Origin of the sequence: Escherichia sp. E4930, from assembly GCF_005845405.1 — a bacterium.
Lineage (GTDB): Bacteria > Pseudomonadota > Gammaproteobacteria > Enterobacterales > Enterobacteriaceae > Escherichia.
The window spans coordinates 101512-125286 of sequence record NZ_VCDZ01000018.1 but is presented as its reverse complement, the minus strand read 5'-3'; the positions used below and the strand labels follow the sequence as shown (position 1 = coordinate 125286).

Annotated in this window: 26 protein-coding genes and 1 CRISPR repeat array; of the genes, 23 read left to right on the top strand and 3 right to left on the bottom strand. The window is 51.8% G+C overall.

Annotation, left to right across the window (positions count from 1 at the left end; all coding sequences use genetic code 11):
* From cas3 to cas2e, 8 genes are all read left to right on the top strand, one after another.
* Window positions 1–2407: CRISPR-associated helicase Cas3' (gene cas3, locus FFT88_RS19395; RefSeq protein WP_135403773.1), on the top strand; the 2407-nt coding region annotated here is incomplete at its 5' end.
* A 97-nt stretch (window positions 2408–2504) separates the two neighbouring features.
* Window positions 2505–4067 (top strand): type I-E CRISPR-associated protein Cse1/CasA, encoded by a 1563-nt coding sequence (gene casA, locus FFT88_RS19390; protein ID WP_135403774.1) that lies wholly within the window; start codon window positions 2505–2507, stop codon window positions 4065–4067.
* Window positions 4064–4600, top strand: a complete 537-nt coding sequence (casB, locus tag FFT88_RS19385) for a type I-E CRISPR-associated protein Cse2/CasB (RefSeq protein ID WP_135403775.1) — start codon at window positions 4064–4066, stop codon at window positions 4598–4600. Before casA ends, casB begins: the two co-directional genes overlap by 4 nt.
* A gap of 14 nt (window positions 4601–4614) precedes the next feature.
* A complete protein-coding gene (gene cas7e / locus FFT88_RS19380; RefSeq protein ID WP_135403776.1) occupies window positions 4615–5670 on the top strand; it encodes a type I-E CRISPR-associated protein Cas7/Cse4/CasC in 1056 nt (351 codons plus the stop codon).
* 10 nt (window positions 5671–5680) lie between these two features.
* Window positions 5681–6427: a type I-E CRISPR-associated protein Cas5/CasD gene (cas5e, locus tag FFT88_RS19375; protein ID WP_135403777.1), complete on the top strand. Its 747-nt coding sequence runs from the start codon at window positions 5681–5683 to the stop codon at window positions 6425–6427.
* Entirely contained in the window at window positions 6409–7059 is a 651-nt protein-coding gene (cas6e, locus tag FFT88_RS19370) for a type I-E CRISPR-associated protein Cas6/Cse3/CasE (protein ID WP_135403778.1), read from the top strand. Before cas5e ends, cas6e begins: the two co-directional genes overlap by 19 nt.
* Window positions 7056–7979, top strand: coding sequence for a type I-E CRISPR-associated endonuclease Cas1e (gene cas1e, locus FFT88_RS19365; protein ID WP_135403779.1), 924 nt, complete (start codon window positions 7056–7058; stop codon window positions 7977–7979). Before cas6e ends, cas1e begins: the two co-directional genes overlap by 4 nt.
* Window positions 7976–8269: a type I-E CRISPR-associated endoribonuclease Cas2e gene (gene cas2e, locus FFT88_RS19360; RefSeq protein ID WP_135403780.1), complete on the top strand. Its 294-nt coding sequence runs from the start codon at window positions 7976–7978 to the stop codon at window positions 8267–8269. The genes cas1e and cas2e overlap by 4 nt, the downstream gene beginning before the upstream one ends.
* Window positions 8270–8365: 96 nt before the next feature.
* Window positions 8366–8943: a CRISPR direct-repeat array (repeat unit 29 nt; unit sequence GTGTTCCCCGCGTCAGCGGGGATAAACCG).
* A gap of 82 nt (window positions 8944–9025) precedes the next feature.
* Here cas2e and iap read toward each other — a convergent pair.
* Window positions 9026–10063, bottom strand: a complete 1038-nt coding sequence (gene iap, locus FFT88_RS19355) for an alkaline phosphatase isozyme conversion aminopeptidase (RefSeq protein WP_135403781.1) — start codon at window positions 10061–10063, stop codon at window positions 9026–9028.
* Window positions 10064–10313: 250 nt separating this feature from the next.
* On the opposite strand from iap, the gene cysD reads away from it, so the two are divergent.
* The 12 genes from cysD to rpoS all read left to right on the top strand — a co-directional run bounded on the left by cysD (window position 10314) and on the right by rpoS (window position 20086).
* The gene (gene cysD / locus FFT88_RS19350) at window positions 10314–11222 is read left to right on the top strand and encodes a sulfate adenylyltransferase subunit CysD (RefSeq protein WP_130214490.1); all 909 of its coding nucleotides are present in this window, start codon (window positions 10314–10316) and stop codon (window positions 11220–11222) included.
* 1 nt (window position 11223) lies between these two features.
* The gene (gene cysN, locus FFT88_RS19345) at window positions 11224–12651 is read left to right on the top strand and encodes a sulfate adenylyltransferase subunit CysN (protein WP_135403782.1); all 1428 of its coding nucleotides are present in this window, start codon (window positions 11224–11226) and stop codon (window positions 12649–12651) included.
* Window positions 12651–13256 (top strand): adenylyl-sulfate kinase, encoded by a 606-nt coding sequence (gene cysC / locus FFT88_RS19340; protein ID WP_135403825.1) that lies wholly within the window; start codon window positions 12651–12653, stop codon window positions 13254–13256. Before cysN ends, cysC begins: the two co-directional genes overlap by 1 nt.
* A 49-nt stretch (window positions 13257–13305) precedes the next feature.
* Window positions 13306–13629 carry a DUF3561 family protein gene (locus tag FFT88_RS19335; RefSeq protein ID WP_130221529.1) on the top strand — a complete coding sequence of 108 codons (324 nt, stop codon included), beginning with the start codon at window positions 13306–13308 and terminating at the stop codon, window positions 13627–13629.
* A gap of 193 nt (window positions 13630–13822) precedes the next feature.
* Complete coding sequence (gene ftsB / locus FFT88_RS19330) at window positions 13823–14134, top strand: cell division protein FtsB (protein WP_000517476.1); 312 nt, start codon at window positions 13823–13825, stop codon at window positions 14132–14134.
* Window positions 14135–14152: 18 nt separating this feature from the next.
* The gene (ispD, locus tag FFT88_RS19325; RefSeq protein ID WP_135403783.1) at window positions 14153–14863 is read left to right on the top strand and encodes a 2-C-methyl-D-erythritol 4-phosphate cytidylyltransferase; all 711 of its coding nucleotides are present in this window, start codon (window positions 14153–14155) and stop codon (window positions 14861–14863) included.
* Window positions 14863–15342 carry a 2-C-methyl-D-erythritol 2,4-cyclodiphosphate synthase gene (gene ispF, locus FFT88_RS19320; RefSeq protein ID WP_001219242.1) on the top strand — a complete coding sequence of 160 codons (480 nt, stop codon included), beginning with the start codon at window positions 14863–14865 and terminating at the stop codon, window positions 15340–15342. Before ispD ends, ispF begins: the two co-directional genes overlap by 1 nt.
* Window positions 15339–16388, top strand: a complete 1050-nt coding sequence (gene truD, locus FFT88_RS19315; protein ID WP_135403784.1) for a tRNA pseudouridine(13) synthase TruD — start codon at window positions 15339–15341, stop codon at window positions 16386–16388. Before ispF ends, truD begins: the two co-directional genes overlap by 4 nt.
* A complete protein-coding gene (gene surE / locus FFT88_RS19310) occupies window positions 16369–17130 on the top strand; it encodes a 5'/3'-nucleotidase SurE (RefSeq protein WP_001516955.1) in 762 nt (253 codons plus the stop codon). Before truD ends, surE begins: the two co-directional genes overlap by 20 nt.
* Complete coding sequence (pcm, locus tag FFT88_RS19305; RefSeq protein ID WP_000254703.1) at window positions 17124–17750, top strand: protein-L-isoaspartate O-methyltransferase; 627 nt, start codon at window positions 17124–17126, stop codon at window positions 17748–17750. The genes surE and pcm overlap by 7 nt, the downstream gene beginning before the upstream one ends.
* Window positions 17751–17891: 141 nt before the next feature.
* Window positions 17892–19031: a murein hydrolase activator NlpD gene (nlpD, locus tag FFT88_RS19300; RefSeq protein ID WP_130214482.1), complete on the top strand. Its 1140-nt coding sequence runs from the start codon at window positions 17892–17894 to the stop codon at window positions 19029–19031.
* A gap of 62 nt (window positions 19032–19093) precedes the next feature.
* Window positions 19094–20086, top strand: a complete 993-nt coding sequence (gene rpoS, locus FFT88_RS19295) for an RNA polymerase sigma factor RpoS (RefSeq protein WP_000081550.1) — start codon at window positions 19094–19096, stop codon at window positions 20084–20086.
* A 120-nt stretch (window positions 20087–20206) separates the two neighbouring features.
* Here the strand turns inward: rpoS and FFT88_RS19290 are convergent, their stop codons facing one another.
* Window positions 20207–20614 (bottom strand): MarR family transcriptional regulator, encoded by a 408-nt coding sequence (locus FFT88_RS19290; protein WP_135403785.1) that lies wholly within the window; start codon window positions 20612–20614, stop codon window positions 20207–20209.
* 146 nt (window positions 20615–20760) lie between these two features.
* Between FFT88_RS19290 and FFT88_RS19285 the strand changes: the two genes are divergently transcribed.
* The 3 genes from FFT88_RS19285 to FFT88_RS19275 are packed head-to-tail and all read left to right on the top strand — an operon-like array spanning window position 20761 to window position 23028.
* Window positions 20761–21354 carry a non-oxidative hydroxyarylic acid decarboxylases subunit B gene (locus FFT88_RS19285; RefSeq protein ID WP_135403786.1) on the top strand — a complete coding sequence of 198 codons (594 nt, stop codon included), beginning with the start codon at window positions 20761–20763 and terminating at the stop codon, window positions 21352–21354.
* The gene (locus tag FFT88_RS19280) at window positions 21354–22781 is read left to right on the top strand and encodes a non-oxidative hydroxyarylic acid decarboxylases subunit C (RefSeq protein ID WP_135403787.1); all 1428 of its coding nucleotides are present in this window, start codon (window positions 21354–21356) and stop codon (window positions 22779–22781) included. Before FFT88_RS19285 ends, FFT88_RS19280 begins: the two co-directional genes overlap by 1 nt.
* 10 nt (window positions 22782–22791) lie before the next feature.
* Window positions 22792–23028 carry a non-oxidative hydroxyarylic acid decarboxylases subunit D gene (locus FFT88_RS19275; RefSeq protein ID WP_015963262.1) on the top strand — a complete coding sequence of 79 codons (237 nt, stop codon included), beginning with the start codon at window positions 22792–22794 and terminating at the stop codon, window positions 23026–23028.
* A 40-nt stretch (window positions 23029–23068) separates the two neighbouring features.
* Here the strand turns inward: FFT88_RS19275 and pphB are convergent, their stop codons facing one another.
* The gene (gene pphB / locus FFT88_RS19270; protein ID WP_135403788.1) at window positions 23069–23725 is read right to left on the bottom strand and encodes a protein-serine/threonine phosphatase; all 657 of its coding nucleotides are present in this window, start codon (window positions 23723–23725) and stop codon (window positions 23069–23071) included.
* Window positions 23726–23775 lie beyond the last annotated feature (50 nt).

Sequence of the window (23775 nt, the reverse complement as noted above, 5' to 3'; positions counted from 1 at the left end):
TTACCTGCACCCACAACTCAGGAGGCCGGAAGGTGCCAGAAAAAATTACGAAAAAATCTCTCATTCAACGCTGGGCTACTGGTTGTGGCATCATTATTTAAGAGGATGCGAAGAGTTGCTTCCTTCATCTTCACTCTCTCCGCGCAAGCTCAAACGGGTAATAGATATGTGGATGCCCGTAACTACCGGGCATCATGGTCGGCCTCCTGACCGTATTGATGAACTGGATAATTTTCTGCCTGAAGATAAAGCTGCTGCACGAGATTTTCTCATTGCAATCAAACCACTGTTTCCGCTCATCGAGATCCCCGCATTCTGGGATGAGGACGAGGGCGTTGAACTTATAAAACAACTTTCCTGGTATATCTCTGCAACCGTCGTACTTGCAGACTGGACGGGATCGTCAACGCGATTTTTTCCACGCGTCGCACAGACAATGGATATTGAAGATTACTGGCAAAAGGCTTTAGTTCAGGCTCAAAACGCCTTAACCGTCTTCCCGCCAAAAGCACAAACCGTGCCTTTCACCGGAATTAATACGCTGTTTCCTTTTATTGAGCACCCGACACCGTTACAGCAAAAGGTACTGGATCTGGATATCAGCCAGCCAGGGCCACAGTTATTTATTCTGGAAGATGTGACTGGCGCAGGTAAAACAGAAGCGGCGCTTATCCTGGCGCACAGGTTGATGGCTGCGAGGAAAGCACAGGGTTTGTTTTTGGGCCTGCCAACAATGGCAACGGCCAATGCCATGTACGATCGGCTGGTCAAAACCTGGCTTGCTTTCTATTCGCCAGAGTCCCGCCCCAGCCTGGTGCTGGCACACAGTGCCCGCACATTAATGGACCGCTTTAATGACTCACTCTGGTCCGGTGATTTAGTCGGGGCAGAAGAACCGGATGAACAAACGTTCAGTCAGGGATGTGCGGCCTGGTTTGCCGACAGTAACAAGAAGGCGCTACTGGCTGAAATTGGCGTCGGCACGCTGGATCAGGCGATGATGGCAGTGATGCCGTTTAAACATAATAATCTGCGGCTTCTGGGGTTGAGTAACAAAATCCTGCTGGCTGATGAGATACACGCCTGTGATGCTTACATGTCGTGCATTCTTGAAGGGCTGATCGAGTGGCAGGCACGTGGCGGAAACAGCGTCATTTTGCTTTCTGCCACGTTATCTCAACAGCAGCGTGACAAACTTGTCGCTGCCTTTGCGCGGGGTACAGAGGGCCAGCAAGAAGCCCCGTTCCTGGAAAAGGACGATTACCCCTGGCTGACGCATGTCACGAAATCGGATGTGAATTCACACCGGGTAGCGACGCGCAAAGACGTTGAGCGTAGCGTGAGCGTGGGTTGGCTTCATAGCGAACAAGAATGTATGGCACGTATCGAATCGGCGGTAAGTCAGGGGAAATGCATCGCCTGGATCCGGAATTCTGTCGATGACGCTATTAAGGTTTATCGTCAGTTACTTGCCAGCGGCATCATTCCTGCTGCCAGCCTTTCACTTTTTCATAGCCGCTTTGCTTTTAGCGATCGCCAGCGAATTGAAACGGAGACGCTGGCACGCTTTGGTAAAGAAGATAGCTCACAGCGTGCCGGAAAAGTCCTTATTTGTACTCAGGTCTTAGAGCAGAGCGTCGATTGCGACCTGGACGAAATGATTTCCGATCTTGCCCCGATTGATTTGCTGATCCAGCGAGCGGGGCGATTACAGCGGCATATCCGCGATATTTATGGTCAGTTAAAGCGTGACGGTAAAGACGAGCGTTCTCCTCCTGAATTGCTGATTCTGGCCCCCGTCTGGGACGACTCTCCGGATGACGAATGGTTTGGTAGCGCCATGCGGAACAGTGCATATGTCTACCCCGATCATGGGCGAATCTGGCTGACGCAGCGTGTGCTGCGTGAGCAAGGTGCTATTCAGATGCCACACTCAGCCCGGCTTCTTATTGAATCCGTCTACGGTGAGGACGTGGTAATACCGGAAGGGTTTGCCCGCAGCGAGCAGGAGCAAGTGGGCAAATATTACTGCGATCGCGCAATGGCTAAAAAGTTTGTGCTGAACTTCAGGCCCGGCTATGCCGCCAGTATCAACGATTACCTCCCGGAAAAACTGTCGACACGTCTGGCTGAGGAGTCTGTTTCCCTGTGGCTGGCTAGCTGTATTGACGGTGTGGTGAAGCCTTATGCCACCGGTGCACACGCATGGGAAATGAGCGTTGCCAGAGTGCGCCGAAGCTGGTGGAAAAAACATCGGGATGAGTTTTCTTTACTGGAAGGGGAAGCGTTCAGGCAGTGGTGCATTGAACAGCGGCAAGATCCGGAGATGGCAAACGTAATTTTAGTCACTGATGACGAAAGTTGCGGGTATTCGGCTACAGAGGGATTGATTGGCAAGGTTGGTTGAGATGTCTGCGACAGGACTCTCTGAATAGTTGATATACAGAAAAGGATGGAAGGATGGACAACCGACCTGGGATGGTCTTTTTTACGAGAGGATGCGTATGAACTCGTTTTCACTTCTGACAACCCCGTGGTTGCCCGTTCGTTTTAAAGACGGAACGACAGGCAAACTGGCACCAGTCGATCTGGCTGATGAAAATGTTGTCGATATCGCTGCGCCGCGGGCAGATCTCCAGGGGGCGGCATGGCAGTTTTTGCTGGGGCTACTACAAACCGGTTTCGCGCCCAAAAATCATGGTCGTTGGGATGATATCTGGGAAGACGGACTGGAGGCTGAAAAGCTACGGGAAGCATTGCTGTCATTAGAACACGCTTTCCAGTTTGGGCCAGATTCCCCTTCATTTATGCAGGATTTCGAGGCGCTCACGGGAGATAAAGTTCCGGTCGCTTCGTTACTGCCTGAAATTCCCGGTTCTCAAACGACGAAGTTTAATAAAGACCACTTTATCAAGCGTGGTGTAACGGAATATCTGTGTCCTCATTGCTTAGCACTAGCCTTGTTCTCTTTACAATTGAATGCACCAGCGGGTGGAAAAGGCTATCGCACCGGTTTGCGCGGCGGTGGGCCGATGACCACTCTGATTGAATTACAGGAATATCAGGGCAATCAACAAACGCCCTTGTGGCGCAAACTGTGGCTCAATGTGATGCCGCAGGATGAATCCGACTTACCGTTACCCAAAAAATTTGATGATCTGGTTTTCCCCTGGCTTGGCCCGACGCGTACCAGCGAACTGGCCGGTGCGGTGGTAACCGATGAACAGGTCAATAAACTCCAGGCCTACTGGGGAATGCCGCGGCGTATACGTATTGATTTTAATACCACCACAGTCGGCAACTGCGATATTTGCGGCGAGCAGAACGACACGCTCCTGAGCCTGATGACGACCAAAAATTACGGTGCGAATTATGCCATGTGGCAGCATCCCTTAACGCCTTACCGTGTACCGCTTAAAGAGGGTGGCGAGTTTTACTCGGTTAAACCACAACCGGGCGGTTTAATCTGGCGCGACTGGTTAGGCCTTATCGAAACGGGTAAGTCAGAAAACAATACGGAACTTCCCGCGCTGGTGGTGAAACTCTTTAATGCCAGCAGTCTGCAGCAGGCAAAAGTGGGCCTATGGGGATTTGGCTATGATTTCGACAACATGAAAGCCCGTTGTTGGTACGAACACCATTTCCCGCTGCTGCTCAATAAAAAAGAAGGCCAGATACCGAAGCTACGATTGGCTGCGCAAACAGCTTCACGAATTCTAAGTCTGTTACGGAGTGCACTAAAAGAAGCATGGTTCTCCGATCCAAAAGGCGCACGGGGGGATTTTAGTTTTGTGGATATCGACTTCTGGAACAAAACTCAGCATCGCTTCCTGAGGTTAGTGCGCCAAATTGAAGAAGGTCAGGATCTGGATGAATTACTCGGCAAATGGCAAAAGGAAATTTGGTTATTCGCGCGTCAGGATTTTGACGAGCGTGTATTCACCAATCCTTATGAGCCCGTTGATTTAAAACGCGTCATGACCGCGCGCAAGAAATATTTTACAACATCGGCGGAGAAGCAAAGTGCTAAAGCCGCCAGGGAGAAAAAGCAGGAGGCTGCTGAATGAGTATTGTAAAAGAGGAGCACAAAGCCACGCTGCGTAAATGGCACGAAGAGTTGCAGGCTAAACGCGGCAATCGTGCCAGTCTGCGGCGTAGCACAACGATTAATGATGTTTGCTTGTCAGAAGGGTTTCGTTCTCTGCTGATGCAGACCCACACTTTGTGGAAAATTGAAGCACAAGAGTGGCGTTTTACCGCACTGGCGCTGGTCGCCGCAGTTAGCGCCAATGTAAAAGCTATTGATGAACGGCAGCCTTTTGCCGCGCAGCTGGCGGCGGTAATGTCTGAAGGGCGTTTTACTCGCCTGTCGGCAGTCAAAACACCGGATGATTTACTGCGTCAGTTACGTCGCGCGGTCAAATTATTAAATGGTTCCGTCAATCTTATCTCTCTGGCAGACGATATTTTCCGCTGGTGCCAGGAGAGCGATGACCTGCTCAATAATCACCGCCGCCAGCAGCGGCCAACAGAATTTATCCGTATCCGCTGGGCGCTGGAATATTACCAGGCCGGCGACGCCGATAACGAACAAAATTAATAAAGGACTATCTCATGACGACATTTATTCAGCTTCATTTGTTAACCGCTTACCCTGCTGCCAACCTTAACCGTGATGATACCGGTGCGCCGAAAACTGTGGTGCTGAGTGGTGCAACGCGTCTGCGCGTTTCCTCGCAAAGTCTGAAGCGTGCATGGCGCACTTCTGCACTTTTTGAACAGGCACTGGCGGGCCATATTGGTATTCGCAGTGGGCGTATTGCGCGTGAAGCGGCAACTATCCTGATTGAGAAAGGAATCGAAGAGAAAAAAGCCATCGAATGGGCGGCAAAAATTGCAGATTATCTTGGGAAAGCTAAAAACGACAAAAAACCAAAAGATCCGCTCACTAATGCCGAAACTGAACAACTCGTCCATATCAGCCCAGCAGAATTTGACGCCGTAAAAGCGCTGGCCCATCAACTGGCAGAAGAAAAGCGCGCGCCAAAAGAGGACGATCTCTCTTTGTTACGTAAAGATCGCATGGCGGTAGATATCGCCATGTTTGGTCGTATGCTGGCGAATAAACCTGAGTTTAATGTTGAAGCCGCCTGCCAGGTCGCGCACGCGTTTGGTGTCAGTGAAACAATTGTCGAAGATGATTTTTTCACCGCCGTTGATGATTTACGCCAGGCTTCTGAAGATGCCGGTGCCGGGCATCTGGGAGAAACCGGATTCGGTTCTGCGCTCTTCTACACCTATATCTGCATTGATAAAGATCTGCTGGTAGAAAACCTCGGCGGTGACGAAGCGTTAGCTAATCAGACCCTGCGCGCCTTTACGGAAGCCGCGCTCAAAGTCTCTCCAACCGGAAAACAAAACAGCTTTGCCAGCCGGGCTTATGCCTCCTGGGCGCTGGCAGAAAAAGGCACCGATCAACCGCGTTCTCTGGCGGCAGCTTTCTATGAACCCATTAATGGCACCCGTCAGTTAGAGGTGGCGGTGCAGCGTATTACAACTCTTCGCGAAAATATGAATACGGTCTACGAACAGAAGACCGATTACGCAAGTTTTGACGTGATGAACAAACAGGGAAGCATGAAGGACGTGCTGGACTTTATCTGCGCGTAAGGGGCGGCTTATGAGCCAATATCTGATTTTTCAGCTTCATGGGCCGATGGCATCCTGGGGCGTCGATGCCCCCGGCGAAGTGCGTCATACCCATGAACTGCCTTCGCGCTCAGCATTGCTGGGGCTGCTTGCTGCCGGGGTAGGGATCCGGCGTGATGATACCGAACGCTTAAACGCGTTTAATCGCCACTATTCACTGGTGGTTTGCGCCAGCCGTAACCCGCGCTGGGCACGGGATTATCACACGATCCAGATGCCAAAAGAGGTGCGTAAAGCGCGTTATTTCAGCCGTAGCGAAGAGTTGAGTAATCCTGAACTGCTAAGCGCGATTATCTCCCGACGCGACTACTACACCGACGCCTGGTGGATGGTAGCTGTGGCAAAAACCCCCGATGCGCCATACAGCCTCGAACAGTTGCAGGACGGTTTACGCCATCCGGTTTTTCCGCTTTATCTGGGGCGAAAAAGTCATCCGCTGGCGTTACCACTTGCGCCGTTACTGCTCGAAGGCAACGCGTCTGATGTCTTACGTAACGCATACCAACAGTATCAGGATCGTTTCCGCGAACTGAAAGTCTCACTCCCGAAACTTCAGGATGAATGCTGGTGGGAAGGGGAGCACGACGGCCTGGTCGCGAGCAAAATATTGCGCCGCCGGGATGTTCCTTTAAATCGTCGGCAATGGCTGTTTGGGGAACGCACCATCAATCAGGGGCCGTGGCTCAGCAAGGAGGAACCATGTACCTCTCAAGAATAACCTTACATACCGGCCAGCTTTCGCCTGCGCAGTTGCTGCATCTGGTGGATCGCGGTGAATATGTGATGCATCAGTGGTTGTGGGATCTCTTCCCTGGCGGCAAAGAAAGGCAATTTCTTTATCGTCGGGAAGAACTCCAGGGCGCGTTTCGCTTTTTTGTCCTCTCGCAGGAACGCCCGGCGGAAAGTGAAACTTTCACCATCGAATGCCGGTCATTTGCGCCCGAGCTGCGTACCGGACAACAACTTTGTTTCAACCTGCGGGCGAATCCAACAATCTGTAAAGCGGGCAAGCGCCACGATCTGCTGATGGAGGCGAAACGGCAGGTGAAGGGGCAGGCGGTAGGGCGTGATATCTGGTTGCATCAACAACAGGCGGCGCTGGACTGGCTGGCAGCGCAGGGGGAAAGAAGTGGTTTTACACTACTGGATACCTCGGTTGATGCCTACCGACAACAACAACTCCGGCGGGAAAACTCCCGGCAACTGATCCAGTTCAGTAGTGTGGATTATACGGGGATGCTTACGGTCACCGATCCTGGGTTATTTCTGCAACGTCTCAGTCAGGGGTATGGCAAAAGCCGGGCGTTCGGTTGTGGTCTGATGCTGATCAAACCAGGGGCAGAGGCGTGACGTTTGTACCGCTGAGCCCGATCCCATTAAAAGATCGCACCTCCATGATCTTCCTCCAGTACGGTCAAATCGACGTACTGGACGGCGCTTTCGTGCTGATCGACAAAACCGGGATCCGCACGCACATTCCGGTGGGATCGGTCGCCTGCATTATGCTCGAACCGGGAACGAGAGTTTCCCACGCGGCGGTGCATCTGGCCGCCACGGTGGGGACGCTACTGGTCTGGGTCGGTGAAGCGGGTGTTCGCGTCTACTCTTCCGGACAACCCGGTGGGGCGCGTGCTGATAAGTTACTCTACCAGGCAAAGCTGGCTTTAACGGAAGATCTACGCCTGAAGGTGGTGCGCAAAATGTATGAATTACGTTTTCGTGAGCCACCGCCAGCTCGCCGTTCAGTGGAGCAGCTACGGGGAATTGAGGGATCCCGCGTTCGCCAAACCTATGCATTACTGGCGAAACAATATGGTGTGAAATGGAATGGTCGCAAATACGATCCTAAAGACTGGGAAAAAGGCGATGTTGTCAATCGCTGCATCAGTGCTGCCACATCATGCCTGTACGGTATTTCTGAAGCTGCAGTATTAGCTGCGGGATATGCGCCCGCTATTGGTTTTATCCATAGTGGCAAACCGCTTTCATTTGTTTATGACATAGCCGATATCATTAAATTTGATTTGGTTGTGCCAAAGGCATTTGAAATAGCGGCAAGACACCCGGCAGAACCTGATAAAGAAGTGAGGCTGGCCTGCCGTGATATTTTCCGTAGTAGTAAAGTAACGGGCAAATTAATTCCGTTAATTGAGGAAGTGCTTGCCGCAGGTGAAATTGAACCGCCACAACCTGCGCCGGATATGCTACCGCCAGCCATCCCCGAACCTGAAACGTTAGGCGATAGCGGTCATCGAGGACGCGGCGGATGAGTATGATCGTAGTTGTAACGGAAAATGTTCCTCCACGTTTACGTGGACGGCTCGCTATCTGGCTACTGGAAGTGCGTGCCGGTGTGTATGTCGGAGATACATCCAAACGTATTCGAGAGATGATCTGGCAGCAGATCACTCAACTGGCAGGTTGCGGAAATGTTGTGATGGCCTGGGCGACCAATACCGAGTCGGGTTTTGAATTTCAGACCTGGGGTGAAAACCGGCGTATTCCGGTGGATTTGGATGGGTTACGTTTGGTTTCTTTTCTTCCTGTTGATAATCAATAAGTTATCCGATTTTTAAAAATAAGGAAATGTTTGAATTTAGTTGGTAGATTGTTGATGTGAAATAAAGTTGTTTAAAAACAGATATGTATGCTTAGTGTGTTCCCCGCGTCAGCGGGGATAAACCTTCGTCTTATCGATAACCGGGTCTTGCTTGCATGTGTTCCCCGCGTCAGCGGGGATAAACCGCTTATCCATCTCCGCCCATTTCCTATAAAGCTGTGTTCCCCGCGTCAGCGGGGATAAACCGAAAATAAAACGGCTGGGTGTTTTACTTTACTTGTGTTCCCCGCGTCAGCGGGGATAAACCGAACAGGCGCTCGTTGATGTATACAGGGCATTAGTGTTCCCCGCGTCAGCGGGGATAAACCGGCTTGTTCCCAGTCCGTTTATCCGCAGCGCGAGTGTTCCCCGCGCCAGCGGGGATAAACCGCAATTATTCAAACCGTATATGAGCAACTTCATGTGTTCCCCGCGCCAGCGGGGATAAACCGCTGTTATGACGCCGACACGCACACAACTTAATGTGTTCCCCGCGCCAGCGGGGATAAACCGTTGTTAGTGCGTTTTCCTCTTTCGAGATATACGTGTTCCCCGCGTCAGCGGGGATAAACCGTACCTGATACGACGAATCTGAACAGACGTGGGGTGTTCCCCGCGTCAGCGGGGATAAACCGCGCTCCGCGCATAGTTTGCGCACCGCGCTGAAGAGTTCCCCCGCCCCTGCGGTAGAACTCCCAACTCCCATTTTCAACCCCATCAAGACGCCTTCGCCAGCTCCTTCACCAACGGTAGCATTATCCGCATAACATCACGGCAGCGGCGTTCTATTCTTCCAGGAAGTGCCTTATCTATATGTTGTTGATTATCCAGTCTTACGTCATGCCAGCTATTTCCTGCAGGGAATGCGGCTGTTTTTGCGCGTTGCTGATAACCGTCTTTATTTCCCAGATTCCAGTTTGTCGCTTCCACCGAAAGTACAGCAATTCCCGCTTTGTCGAATATTTCTGCGTCATTACAACACCCGGTGCCTTTCGGATAGTTTTTATTCAAACCTGGATTTGTGGTGGCGGCAATTCCATGACTGCGGGCAATTGCCAGCGCCCGGTCGCGCGTTAATTTCCTTACTGCTTCAGGTGTTTTTACGCCACTGTTGAAATACAGCTTATCGCCAACAATCAGATTATCGAGGTTAATCACCAATAAAGTATTTTTCTTTTCGGTATCACTCATGCGCTTGAGTAAATTCTCAGCACCTAATTTCCCTTCCTCTTCACCACTGGTGGCAATAAAACGAATCCCATACTCAGTCGGAATATCTTTCAGGCGTTCAGCCAGCTCCAGCATGACACCTAAACCTGCGGCATTATCATCCATTCCTTGTAACGTCAGCCCGCCGAGATTGGCATCTGCATCTGCGTCGCTCTGCGGGGCATAGGTATCCAGATGCGCCATAATGATGATCTGCTGCGGCGCTTTGCCTTCATGAGCGGCAATCACCGTACTTCCCGTCACGTTGTGCCAGTTTTTGCGGTTATCGCGTGCGGTATAAATATATCGGCTATTAAATGTTCGAATATCACTGCGGTAACCCATTTGCTGAAACTGTTGCCGAATATAATCGGCAGATAACATTTCTGCGGGTGTTCCGGTCATTCGTCCCGGAAAGAAAGTGGCAATATGTCGCGCCTGTGTATTGGCAAAATCACCAGGTTTAGGTGATGCGGCGTGAACGGGGAGAATAAAGCATACGCCGAGCGCCAGGGCAGCGGTACGGTGGCGCAATGCGGAAAACATAGTGAGTCCTTAAATACCATGCAAAATTTTTACCGCCATAGTATGAAACTGCCGCTGCGCTAAAACAATTTCAAATCTTCCTAAACGCCCGAAATTCGGTAGCTTAAGCACTTTTTGATATTTGCTTTGCCAAAGCGTTATTCCGTTAAGGAACTACTCATTCCAATTGGTAATTTCATTCGTTCTCCTGCGCTCCCTATAGTCGAAACATCTGATGGCAAGAAAATAGCGGTATTGCAAAGGAACGGTTATGGATCAAAAACGACTTACCCACCTGCGGCAACTGGAGGCGGAAAGCATCCACATCATTCGCGAGGTGGCGGCAGAATTCTCAAATCCGGTGATGCTCTACTCTATCGGTAAAGATTCCAGCGTCATGCTGCATCTGGCGCGCAAGGCGTTTTATCCAGGTACGCTGCCGTTCCCGCTGCTGCATGTCGATACCGGCTGGAAATTCCGCGAGATGTATGAGTTCCGCGATCGTACGGCTAAAGCTTACGGCTGCGAGCTGCTGGTGCATAAAAACCCGGAAGGCGTGGCGATGGGGATTAATCCATTCGTGCACGGCAGCGCGAAACATACCGACATTATGAAAACCGAAGGTTTGAAACAGGCACTGAATAAATACGGTTTTGATGCCGCTTTCGGTGGCGCACGTCGCGATGAAGAGAAGTCCCGCGCCAAAGAACGAATCTACTCTTTCCGTGACCGATTTCATCGCTGGGATCCGAAAAACCAGCGTCCGGAGTTGTGGCACAACTATAACGGGCAGATCAACAAAGGCGAAAGTATCCGCGTCTTCCCGCTCTCTAACTGGACCGAGCAGGATATCTGGCAATACATCTGGCTGGAAAATATCGACATTGTTCCGCTGTATCTCGCTGCGGAACGTCCGGTTCTGGAACGCGACGGTATGTTGATGATGATTGATGACGACCGTATCGACCTGCAACCGGGTGAAGTGATTAAAAAACGGATGGTTCGCTTCCGCACGCTGGGCTGCTGGCCGCTGACCGGTGCGGTTGAGTCGAATGCACAAACGCTGCCGGAGATCATCGAAGAGATGCTGGTTTCCACCACCAGTGAACGTCAGGGGCGCGTGATTGACCGCGACCAGGCAGGCTCTATGGAGCTGAAAAAACGTCAGGGGTATTTTTAAGATGAACACCGCACTTGCACAACAAATCGCCAATGAAGGCGGCGTCGAAGCCTGGATGATTGCGCAACAACATAAAAGCCTGCTGCGTTTTCTGACCTGTGGTAGCGTCGATGACGGCAAAAGTACCCTGATTGGTCGCCTGCTGCACGATACCCGCCAAATCTACGAAGATCAGCTCTCATCGCTGCATAACGACAGTAAACGTCACGGCACCCAGGGCGAAAAACTGGATCTGGCGCTGCTGGTGGACGGCCTGCAAGCGGAACGCGAACAGGGCATCACAATCGATGTGGCTTATCGCTATTTCTCCACCGAGAAGCGTAAATTTATTATCGCCGATACCCCTGGGCATGAGCAGTACACCCGCAATATGGCGACTGGCGCGTCAACGTGTGAGCTGGCGATCTTATTGATCGACGCCCGTAAAGGCGTGCTCGATCAAACCCGTCGTCACAGTTTTATCTCCACGCTGTTGGGGATCAAACATCTGGTCGTAGCGATCAACAAAATGGATCTGGTGGATTACAGTGAAGAGACATTCACCCGCATTCGTGAAGACTACCTGACTTTTGCCGAACAATTGCCGGGCAATCTGGATATTCGCTTTGTGCCGCTCTCTGCGCTGGAAGGCGACAATGTAGCTTCGCAAAGTGAAAGAATGCCGTGGTACAGCGGCCCAACATTACTTGAAGTGCTGGAAACCGTGGAGATTCAGCGAGTGGTTGATGCCCAGCCGATGCGCTTCCCGGTTCAGTACGTTAACCGCCCTAATCTCGATTTTCGTGGCTACGCCGGAACGCTGGCTTCCGGCAGCGTGCAAGTCGGGCAACGTGTCAAAGTGCTGCCCTCTGGTGTGGAGTCAAGCATCGCGCGGATCGTCACTTTTGATGGCGATCGCGAAGAAGCTTTTGCTGGAGAAGCGATCACCCTGGTGCTGACGGACGAGATCGATATCAGCCGTGGCGATCTGCTGCTGGCGGCAGACGAAGCGTTACCGGCGGTGCAGAGCGCGTCAGTTGATGTGGTATGGATGGCGGAACAGCCGCTTTCCCCAGGCCAGAGTTATGACATCAAAATTGCCGGTAAGAAGACGCGTGCTCGTGTTGATGGCATTCGTTATCAGGTTGATATTAATAACCTTACCCAACGCGAAGTTGAAAACCTGCCGCTGAATGGGATAGGCCTCGTGGATCTCACCTTTGACGAGCCGCTGGTGTTAGATCGTTATCAACAAAATCCGGTGACGGGTGGGCTGATTTTTATCGATCGCCTGAGCAACGTGACTGTTGGTGCCGGTATGGTGCATGAGCCGAAAAACGAGGCCGCCGTTGCGCCGTCGGAATTTAGCGCGTTCGAGCTGGAACTGAATGCGTTAGTACGCCGCCACTTCCCGCACTGGGGCGCGCGCGATTTACTGGGAGGTAAATGATGGCGCTGCATGACGAAAACGTCGTCTGGCATAGCCACCCAGTAACTCCGCAACAGCGTGAACAACACCACGGCCATCGTGGTGTTGTACTGTGGTTTACCGGCCTCTCCGGGTCCGGTAAATCAACCGTCGCGGGCGCGCTGGAAGAAGCATTGCATAAACTCGGCGTCAGTACGTATTTGCTGGATGGTGACAACGTCCGCCACGGTTTATGCAGCGATCTCGGTTTTAGCGATGCCGATCGCAAAGAAAATATCCGTCGGGTCGGTGAGGTGGCGAATTTAATGGTCGAAGCCGGACTGGTGGTGCTGACGGCGTTTATCTCACCACACCGCGCCGAACGGCAGATGGTTCGCGAACGTGTAGGAAAAGGGCGGTTTATCGAAGTGTTTGTCGATACGCCGCTGGCGATTTGTGAGTCTCGCGATCCAAAAGGCTTATATAAAAAAGCACGCGCTGGTGAACTGCGTAACTTTACCGGAATAGATTCCGTTTACGAAGCGCCTGAATCGGCAGAAATTCATCTCAATGGTGAACAATTAGTAACAAATTTGGTTCAGCAATTATTAGATCTACTGAGACAGAACGATATTATCAGATCCTGAGACACCACCGGGTTTTCATGCCCGGTTCGTCAAAGTAACAGGATCAGATATGCGTAATAGCCATAACATTACACTAACAAATAGTGCCAGCCTTACCGAGGACGAAGAAACCACATGGTCGCTACCTGGGGCCGTGGTCGGTTTTGTGTCCTGGCTGTGTGCACTGGCGATTCCGATGTTAATTTATGGCTCTAACACGCTGTTTTTCTTTATCTACACCTGGCCTTTCTTTCTGGCGCTAATGCCTGTTGCGGTGGTGGTAGGTATTGCGCTGCACTCCTTGATGGACGGAAAATTACGCTACAGTATTGTTTTCACTTTTATCACCGTTGGCATTATGTTTGGTGCACTGTTTATGTGGTTGTTGGGCTAATCTGTTCTTTCCTGTTCATTCTGTCCATAATTCAAACCGTAACCAATAATGAGATTATGTTCTGCGCGCCCTGGGTATACGTAACAGTGGACAAATGTGGTACATTTGCCCGCGTTGTCGCGGTATCCCCAACAGAGGATGTAGAGTCGTCTTCGGATGCATGGGATGAGGATGCCGTTTTTCAGGGGGCAGGATGGGTAAACTAACGCTGCTGTTGCTGGCTATTCTGGTCTGGCTACAGTATTCGCTGTGGTTCGGTAAGAACGGTATACATGACTATACCCGCGTCAATGATGATGTGGCGGCACAGCAAGCTACAAACGCGAAACTTAAAGCGCGAAACGATCAGCTTTTTGCCGAAATTGACGATCTCAATGGCGGCCAGGAGGCGCTCGAAGAGCGTGCGCGTAATGAACTCAGCATGACCAGGCCGGGCGAAACTTTTTATCGTCTGGTGCCTGACGCGTCGAAGCGCGCGCAGTCTGCGGGGCAAAACAATCGATAAATCAGCCCAGGAATTAACATGGCAACCACTCATTTGGATGTTTGCGCCGTGGTTCCGGCGGCCGGATTTGGCCGCCGAATGCAAACGGAATGTCCTAAGCAATATCTCTCAATCGGTAATCAAACCATTCTTGAACACTCGGTGCATGCGCTGCTGGCGCATCCCCGGGTGACGCGTGTCGTCATTGCAATAAGCCCTGGCGATAACCGCTTTGCTCAACTTCCTCTGGCGAATCATCCGCAAATCACCGTTGTTGATGGTGGTGAAGAGCGTGCTAATTCCGTGCTGGCAGGTCTGAAAGGCGCTGGCGATGTGCAGTGGGTACTGGTGCATGACGCCGCTCGCCCTTGTCTGCATCAGGATGACCTCGCGCGTCTGTTGGCGTTGAGCGAAACCAGCCGCACGGGAGGGATCCTCGCCGCGCCGGTGCGCGATACGATGAAACGCGCCGAGCCAGGCAAAAATGCCATTGCTCATACCGTTGATCGCAACGGCTTATGGCACGCGCTTACGCCGCAATTTTTCCCTCGTGAGCTGTTACATGACTGCCTGACACGCGCTTTAAATGAAGGCGCTACCATTACTGACGAAGCCTCAGCGCTGGAATACTGCGGTTTTCATCCGCAGCTTGTCGAAGGCCGAGCGGATAACATTAAAGTCACGCGCCCGGAAGATTTGGCGCTTGCCGAATTTTACCTCACCCGAACCATCCATCAGGAGAATACATAATGCGAATTGGACACGGTTTTGATGTTCACGCCTTTGGCGGCGAAGGCCCAATTATCATTGGTGGCGTGCGCATCCCTTATGAAAAAGGGCTGCTGGCACATTCTGATGGCGACGTGGCGCTGCACGCGCTGACCGATGCATTACTTGGTGCAGCGGCGCTGGGGGATATTGGCAAGCTATTCCCGGATACAGATCCGGCATTTAAAGGCGCTGACAGCCGCGAGCTGCTACGCGAAGCCTGGCGACGCATTCAGGCGAAGGGCTATACCCTCGGCAACGTCGATGTCACTATCATCGCTCAGGCACCGAAGATGCTGCCACATATTCCACAAATGCGCGTGTTTATTGCCGAAGATCTCGGCTGCCATATGGATGATGTTAACGTGAAAGCCACTACTACGGAAAAACTCGGATTTACCGGACGTGGGGAAGGGATTGCCTGTGAAGCGGTGGCGCTACTCATTAAGGCAACAAAATGATTGAATTTGATAATCTCACTTACCTCCACGGCAAACCGCAAGGAACCGGGCTGCTGAAAGCCAACCCGGAAGACTTTGTGGTGGTGGAAGATTTAGGCTTTGAGCCTGATGGTGAAGGTGAGCATATCCTGGTGCGAATCCTCAAAAACGGTTGCAATACCCGTTTTGTGGCCGACGCACTGGCGAAATTCCTGAAAATTCATGCCCGTGAAGTCAGCTTCGCTGGGCAAAAAGACAAACATGCCGTTACGGAACAATGGTTATGCGCTCGGGTACCGGGCAAAGAGATGCCTGATCTGAGCGCGTTTCAACTGGAAGGCTGCCAGGTACTGGAGTATGCGCGCCACAAACGTAAACTGCGTTTAGGGGCGCTGAAAGGCAATGCCTTTACCCTGGTGCTGCGAGAAGTGAGCAATCGTGATGACGTTGAACAGCGATTGATCGATATTTGCGTGAAAGGTGTACCGAATTACTTTGGCGCGCAACGTTTTGGTATTGGTGGTAGTAATTTGCAGGGCGCGTTGCGCTGGGCGCAAACCAATACTCCGGTGCGCGATCGCAATAAGCGTAGTTTTTGGTTGTCGGCAGCTCGTAGTGCGTTGTTTAATCAGATTGTTGCTGAGCGTCTCAAAAAAGCAGAAGTTAATCAGGTTGTTGACGGTGATGCGCTACAATTAGCCGGGCGCGGCAGCTGGTTTGTTGCAACCACCGAAGAACTGGCGGAATTACAGCGTCGCGTGAACGATAAAGAGCTGTTAATTACAGCTGCAATGCCGGGTAGCGGCGAATGGGGAACCCAGCGTGAGGCGCTGGCATTCGAACAAGCAGCTGTCGCCGAAGAAACTGAGTTACAAGCCTTACTGCTGCGCGAAAAAGTTGAGGCGGCGCGCAGAGCGATGCTGTTATATCCGCAACAATTAAGCTGGAACTGGTGGGATGACGTCACCGTCGAAATCCGTTTCTGGCTTCCGGCAGGAAGCTTTGCAACCAGCGTTGTCAGGGAACTTATCAACACAACAGGTGATTATGCGCATATTGCTGAGTAATGATGACGGGGTACATGCGCCCGGTATACAAACGCTGGCGAAAGCTCTGCGTGAGTTTGCTGACGTTCAGGTGGTCGCCCCCGATCGTAATCGCAGCGGCGCTTCAAATTCCCTGACGCTGGAATCCTCCCTGCGCACGTTTACCTTTGAAAATGGTGATATTGCCGTGCAAATGGGAACCCCGACCGATTGTGTCTATCTTGGCGTGAATGCTCTGATGCGTCCGCGCCCGGATATTGTGGTTTCGGGTATTAACGCCGGACCGAATCTGGGTGATGATGTTATTTATTCCGGCACGGTAGCCGCCGCGATGGAAGGCCGTCATTTAGGCTTTCCGGCGCTGGCCGTTTCACTTGACGGGCATAAACATTACGACACTGCTGCAGCGGTCACCTGTTCCATTTTGCGTGCACTGTGTAAAGAGCCGCTGCGTACCGGACGTATTCTCAATATCAACGTACCTGATTTACCGCTGGATCAGATTAAAGGTATCCGCGTGACTCGCTGCGGTACACGACATCCGGCAGATCAAGTGATTCCGCAGCAGGATCCGCGCGGTAATACGCTGTACTGGATTGGCCCGCCGGGCGGTAAGTGTGATGCCGGTCCGGGGACCGATTTTGCTGCGGTAGATGAAGGCTACGTCTCCATCACGCCGCTGCATGTAGATTTAACCGCGCACAACGCGCAAGATGTGGTTTCAGACTGGTTAAACAGCGTGGGAGTTGGCACGCAATGGTAAGCAGACGCGTACAAGCACTTCTGGATCAATTACGTGCGCAAGGTATTCAGGATGAGCAGGTGCTTAATGCACTTGCTGCCGTGCCGCGTGAAAAATTCATCGATGAAGCGTTTGAACAAAAAGCCTGGGACAATATCGCGTTGCCGATAGGTCAGGGGCAGACAATTTCGCAGCCGTATATGGTGGCGCGAATGACTGAATTACTCGAACTGACGCCGCAGTCGCGAGTGCTGGAGATCGGCACTGGTTCAGGATATCAAACAGCAATTCTGGCACATCTTGTCCAGCATGTATGCTCGGTCGAGCGGATTAAAGGATTGCAGTGGCAGGCGCGCAGACGTCTGAAAAATCTTGATTTACACAATGTTTCAACCCGTCACGGCGATGGATGGCAAGGTTGGCAAGCACGTGCGCCGTTTGACGCTATCATTGTAACGGCTGCTCCGCCCGAAATTCCGACAGCGTTAATGACGCAACTGGATGAAGGCGGCATTCTCGTCTTACCCGTAGGGGAAGAGCACCAGTATTTAAAGCGGGTGCGTCGTCGGGGAGGCGAATTTATTATCGACACCGTGGAGGCTGTGCGCTTTGTTCCCTTAGTAAAGGGGGAGCTGGCTTAGCGCGTGAGGAAAATACCTGGAATTTTCCTGGTTATTTTGCAGCAGGTCAGCGTATCGTGAACATCTTTTCCAGTGTTCAGTAGGGTGCCTTGCACGGTAATTATGTCACTGGTTATTAACCAATTTTTTCCTGGGGGATAAATGAGCGCGGGAAGCCCAAAATTCACCGTTCGCCGTATTGCGGCTTTGTCACTGGTTTCGCTATGGTTGGCTGGCTGTTCTGACACTTCAAATCCACCGGCACCGGTCAGCTCTGTCAATGGCAATGCGCCTGCAAATACTAATTCTGGTATGTTGATTACGCCGCCACCGAAGATGGGGACGACGTCTACAACGCAGCAACCGCAAATTCAGCCGGTACAACAGCCACAAATTCAATCGGCTCAACAGCCGCAAATCCAACCGGTACAGCCTGTTGCCCAACAACCTGTGCAAATGGAAAACGGACGCATCGTCTATAACCGTCAGTACGGGAATATTCCGAAAGGCAGTTATAGCGGCAGTACTTACACCGTGAAAAAAGGCGACACGCTTTTCTATATCGCCTGGATTACCGGCAACGATTTCCGTGACCTTGCCCAACGCAATAATATTCAGGCGCCTTACGCTCTGAACGTAGGTCAGACCTTACAGGTGGGGAATGCTTCCGGTACGCCAATCACTGGCGGAAATGCCATTACCCAGGCCGACGCAGCAGAGCAAGGAGTTGTGATCAAGCCTGCACAAAATTCCACCGTTGCTGTTGCGTCGCAACCGACAATTACGTATTCTGAATCTTCGGGTGAACAGAGTGCTAACAAAATGTTGCCGAACAACAAGCCAACTGCGACCACGGTCACAGCGCCTGTAACGGTACCAACAGCAAGCACAACCGAGCCAACTGTCAGCAGTACAACAACCAGTACGCCGATCTCCACCTGGCGCTGGCCGACTGAGGGCAAAGTGATTGAAACCTTTGGTGCTTCTGAGGGAGGCAACAAGGGGATTGATATCGCAGGTAGCAAAGGACAGGCAATTATCGCGACCGCAGATGGCCGCGTTGTTTATGCCGGTAATGCGCTGCGCGGCTACGGTAATCTGATTATCATCAAACATAATGATGATTACCTGAGTGCCTACGCCCATAACGACACAATGCTGGTCCGGGAACAACAAGAAGTTAAGGCGGGGCAAAAAATAGCGACCATGGGTAGCACCGGAACCAGTTCAACACGCTTGCATTTTGAAATTCGTTACAAGGGGAAATCCGTAAACCCGCTGCGTTATTTGCCGCAGCGATAAATCGGCGGAGCCAGGCTTTTGCTTGAATGTTCCGTCAAGGGATCACGGGTAGGAGCCACCTTATGAGTCAGAATACGCTGAAAGTTCATGATTTAAATGAAGACGCGGAATTTGATGAGAATGGAGTTGAGGTTTTTGACGAAAAGGCCTTAGTTGAAGAGGAACCCAGTGATAACGATTTGGCCGAAGAGGAGCTGTTATCGCAGGGCGCAACACAGCGTGTGCTGGACGCGACTCAGCTTTATCTTGGTGAGATTGGTTATTCGCCACTGTTAACGGCCGAAGAAGAAGTTTATTTTGCGCGTCGCGCACTGCGTGGTGATGTCGCCTCTCGCCGCCGGATGATCGAGAGTAACTTGCGTCTGGTGGTAAAAATTGCCCGCCGTTATGGCAATCGTGGTCTGGCGCTGCTGGACCTTATCGAAGAGGGTAACCTGGGGCTGATCCGCGCGGTTGAGAAGTTTGACCCGGAACGTGGTTTCCGCTTCTCAACTTACGCAACCTGGTGGATTCGCCAGACGATCGAACGGGCCATTATGAACCAAACCCGTACTATTCGTTTGCCGATTCACATCGTAAAGGAGCTGAACGTTTACCTGCGAACCGCACGTGAGTTGTCCCATAAGCTGGACCACGAACCGAGCGCGGAAGAGATCGCAGAGCAACTGGATAAGCCAGTTGATGACGTCAGCCGTATGCTTCGTCTTAACGAGCGCATTACCTCGGTAGACACCCCGCTGGGTGGTGATTCCGAAAAAGCGTTGCTGGATATCCTGGCCGATGAAAAAGAGAACGGTCCGGAAGACACCACGCAAGATGACGATATGAAACAAAGCATCGTCAAATGGCTGTTCGAACTGAACGCCAAGCAGCGTGAAGTGCTGGCACGTCGATTCGGTTTGCTGGGGTACGAAGCGGCAACACTGGAAGATGTAGGTCGTGAAATTGGCCTCACCCGTGAGCGTGTTCGCCAGATTCAGGTTGAAGGCCTGCGCCGTCTGCGTGAGATTTTGCAGACTCAGGGGCTGAATATCGAAGCGCTGTTCCGCGAATAAGCAAGCATCTGTCAGAAAGGCCAGTCTCAAGCGAGGCTGGCCTTTTTTCTTTTGGTTGGTGAGTCGGTGTGTTTGCAGGCTGGATAAGACGCGATAGCGTCGCATCCGGCAATTTGCACCCTATGTGTTCATCATTTTTCGCACCAGCTGCATAAACAGTTCCTGCTCTTCTGCACTCAAACGCCCCAAAAATTCTTCATCCACGCCGTCACCAATCGGTATCGCCGCAGCAAGTACCTTTTCTCCTTCGGCAGTCAGCCAGACAAAGCGACGCCGCTTATCGATGGTGTCATGCTCTCGTCTGACCAGGCCACGATTTTCCATTCTTGCCAACATTTCCGCCAGCGTTGCCTTAGTGCTGACAGCTGCTTCTATCAGCGCAACCTGCTCTATACCGGGTTGTTCAGCAATAGCGCGCATCACCGCGTACTGCGGTTTAGTCAGGTCAGGTAACTCATGCTGCCAGCGAGACGTGTGCTGCTGAAAAAGCTGTCGTAACTGATGGAACACTTTATTTCGTAACGCCATGTAAACTCCGGGCTAATTCTCTGCCGTTATCATAGCGGTTTTTTAGTGACGAAGAAGATGTTGTTACTTTTCTGCACTTGCCGCTACGTGAATAGAAGGGTATGTTAATAATAACGTTCGTGTACGAACAATTAAGGGAATAAAAAATGAGACTGATCGTCGGGATGACTGGGGCTACAGGTGCGCCTCTTGGTGTGGCATTACTGCAAGCACTAAAGAAGATGCCCGGTGTTGAAACACATCTCGTGATGTCGAAGTGGGCGAAAACTACCATTGAACTGGAAACGCCCTACAGCGTCCACGATGTCGCTGCCCTGGCAGACTATTGCCATAACCCGGCGGATCAGGCGGCGACTATCTCTTCAGGTTCCTTTCGTACCGATGGCATGATCGTTATTCCGTGCAGCATGAAGACGCTGGCTGGTATCCGTGCTGGCTATGCCGATGGGCTGGTGGGGCGCGCTGCTGATGTTGTTCTCAAAGAAGGGCGCAAGCTGGTGCTGGTGCCGCGTGAAATGCCGCTCAGTACTATCCACCTTGAAAATATGCTCGCGCTTTCCCGTATGGGCGTGGCGATGATACCGCCCATGCCTGCCTTCTATAACCATCCCGAAACGGTCGATGACATTGTCCACCACGTGGTTGCCCGCGTGATGGATCAGTTTGGCCTCGAACATCCTCAAGCCAGGCGCTGGCAAGGATTGCCGCAGTCCGGGAGTTTTCCTCAGGAGAATGAATAATGGCTTTTGATGATTTACGCAGCTTTTTACAGGCGCTCGACGACCAGGAACAATTGCTGAAAATCAGTGAAGAGGTTAACGCCGAGCCAGATCTGGCCGCTGCTGCCAACGCCACCGGGCGTATCGGCGACGGCGCACCCGCGCTGTGGTTTGATAATATTCGCGGCTTTACCGATGCCCGCGTGGCGATGAACACCATTGGGTCCTGGCAGAACCACGCGATTTCCCTCGGCCTGCCGCCGAACACGCCGGTTAAAAAACAGATTGATGAGTTTATCCGCCGCTGGGATAACTTCCCGATTGCCCCGGAGCGCCGCGCAAATCCAGCCTGGGCGCAGAACACTGTCGATGGCGACGAGATTAACCTGTTCGATATTCTGCCGCTGTTTCGCCTGAACGATGGCGATGGCGGTTTCTATCTCGATAAAGCCTGCGTGGTTTCCCGCGATCCGCTCGACCCGGATAACTTCGGCAAGCAGAATGTCGGCATCTACCGTATGGAAGTGAAAGGCAAGCGTAAGCTCGGCCTGCAACCGGTGCCAATGCACGATATCGCCCTGCATCTGCATAAAGCGGAAGAGCGTGGCGAAGATTTGCCGATAGCCATCACCCTTGGTAACGATCCGATCATCACGCTGATGGGCGCTACACCGCTGAAATACGATCAGTCTGAGTACGAAATGGCGGGCGCACTGCGCGAAAGCCCATACCCGATCGCTACCGCCCCGCTGACCGGTTTTGATGTGCCGTGGGGCTCGGAAGTAATCCTCGAAGGGGTTATCGAAAGCCGCAAACGCGAGATTGAAGGGCCATTCGGTGAGTTTACCGGCCACTACTCCGGCGGGCGCAACATGACCGTGGTGCGCATCGATAAAGTCTCTTACCGCACGAAACCGATTTTCGAATCGCTCTATCTCGGTATGCCGTGGACCGAAATCGACTACCTGATGGGGCCAGCCACCTGTGTGCCGCTGTATCAGCAACTGAAAGCCGAGTTCCCGGAAGTGCAGGCGGTGAACGCCATGTACACCCACGGCCTGCTGGCGATAATCTCCACCAAAAAACGCTACGGCGGCTTTGCCCGCGCGGTGGGCCTGCGTGCGATGACCACGCCGCACGGTCTGGGCTATGTGAAGATGGTGATTATGGTCGATGAAGACGTTGATCCGTTCAACCTGCCGCAGGTGATGTGGGCGCTCTCCTCGAAAGTGAACCCGGCAGGGGATTTGGTGCAGTTGCCGAATATGTCCGTGCTGGAACTCGACCCAGGCTCAAGCCCGGCGGGGATCACCGACAAGCTGATTATCGACGCAACCACGCCTGTCGCCCCGGACAACCGTGGTCACTATAGCCAGCCGGTGGTGGATTTACCGGAAACCAAAGCCTGGGCTGAAAAACTGACCGCTATGCTGGCCGCACGTAAATAAGGAGAACACGATGATTTGCCCACGTTGTGCCGATGAACAGATTGAAGTGATGGCGAAATCGCCGGTGAAAGATGTCTGGACGGTCTACCAGTGCCAGCATTGCCTTTATACCTGGCGCGATACCGAACCGCTACGCCGCACCAGCCGCGAACATTATCCGGAGGCGTTTCGTATGACGCAGAAAGATATTGATGACGCGCCAATGGTGCCGAGCATTCCGCCGCTGCTGGCGGAAGATAAGCGCTAATAAAATATGCCGGGTAAAGGCTTTACTTTACCCGGCTACGTTATTTAATTTTATAAAACGACAGGCGTCCGCTTTTCGGCGATCCGGTATCAATGTAAATCTGGTTAGCGAACGTCTGAATGTTATCAAACATCATATGTCCAAATATAAAATAGTCAGCGCCATTTATTTTTTGTAACTCGCCATTAAGCGATTTCTGCACACGATCAACAGGCCAGAGTAATTCACTTTCCGCTATTTCTTTACCAAAGAGATATTCATCACCCGGATAATCCGCATGTGCGATAACATATTTTATTATGTCGTTGGTAATTTCAATAATATGCGGAAGTTTATGGAATCTCAATAACAGATCTATTGCCTCTTGTTGTTCCGTATCATTTAAATCGAAAAACCAGTCGCCGCCGTTGGTTAACCACATATTACCATCACCTGTAGCGAACGCATCAAGCGCCATCGCTTCGTGGTTGCCTTTTACGGTGGTAAACCAGGGCTGGTTTACCATGCGCAGCACATTAAGACTCTCAGGCCCACGATCAATATTATCGCCTGTGGAAATAAGCAAGTCAGTTTCGGTACAAAAAGATAATTGATGTAAACGGGATTGTAATAATTGATAATCCCCATGAATATCACCAACGGCCCATATATGACGATAGTGATGAGCATCAATTTTTTGATAGCGTGTAGATGGCATGGTTTTACCCTGTAAAATAAGCTTTCCTATTATACAGGGTATTTTTATTT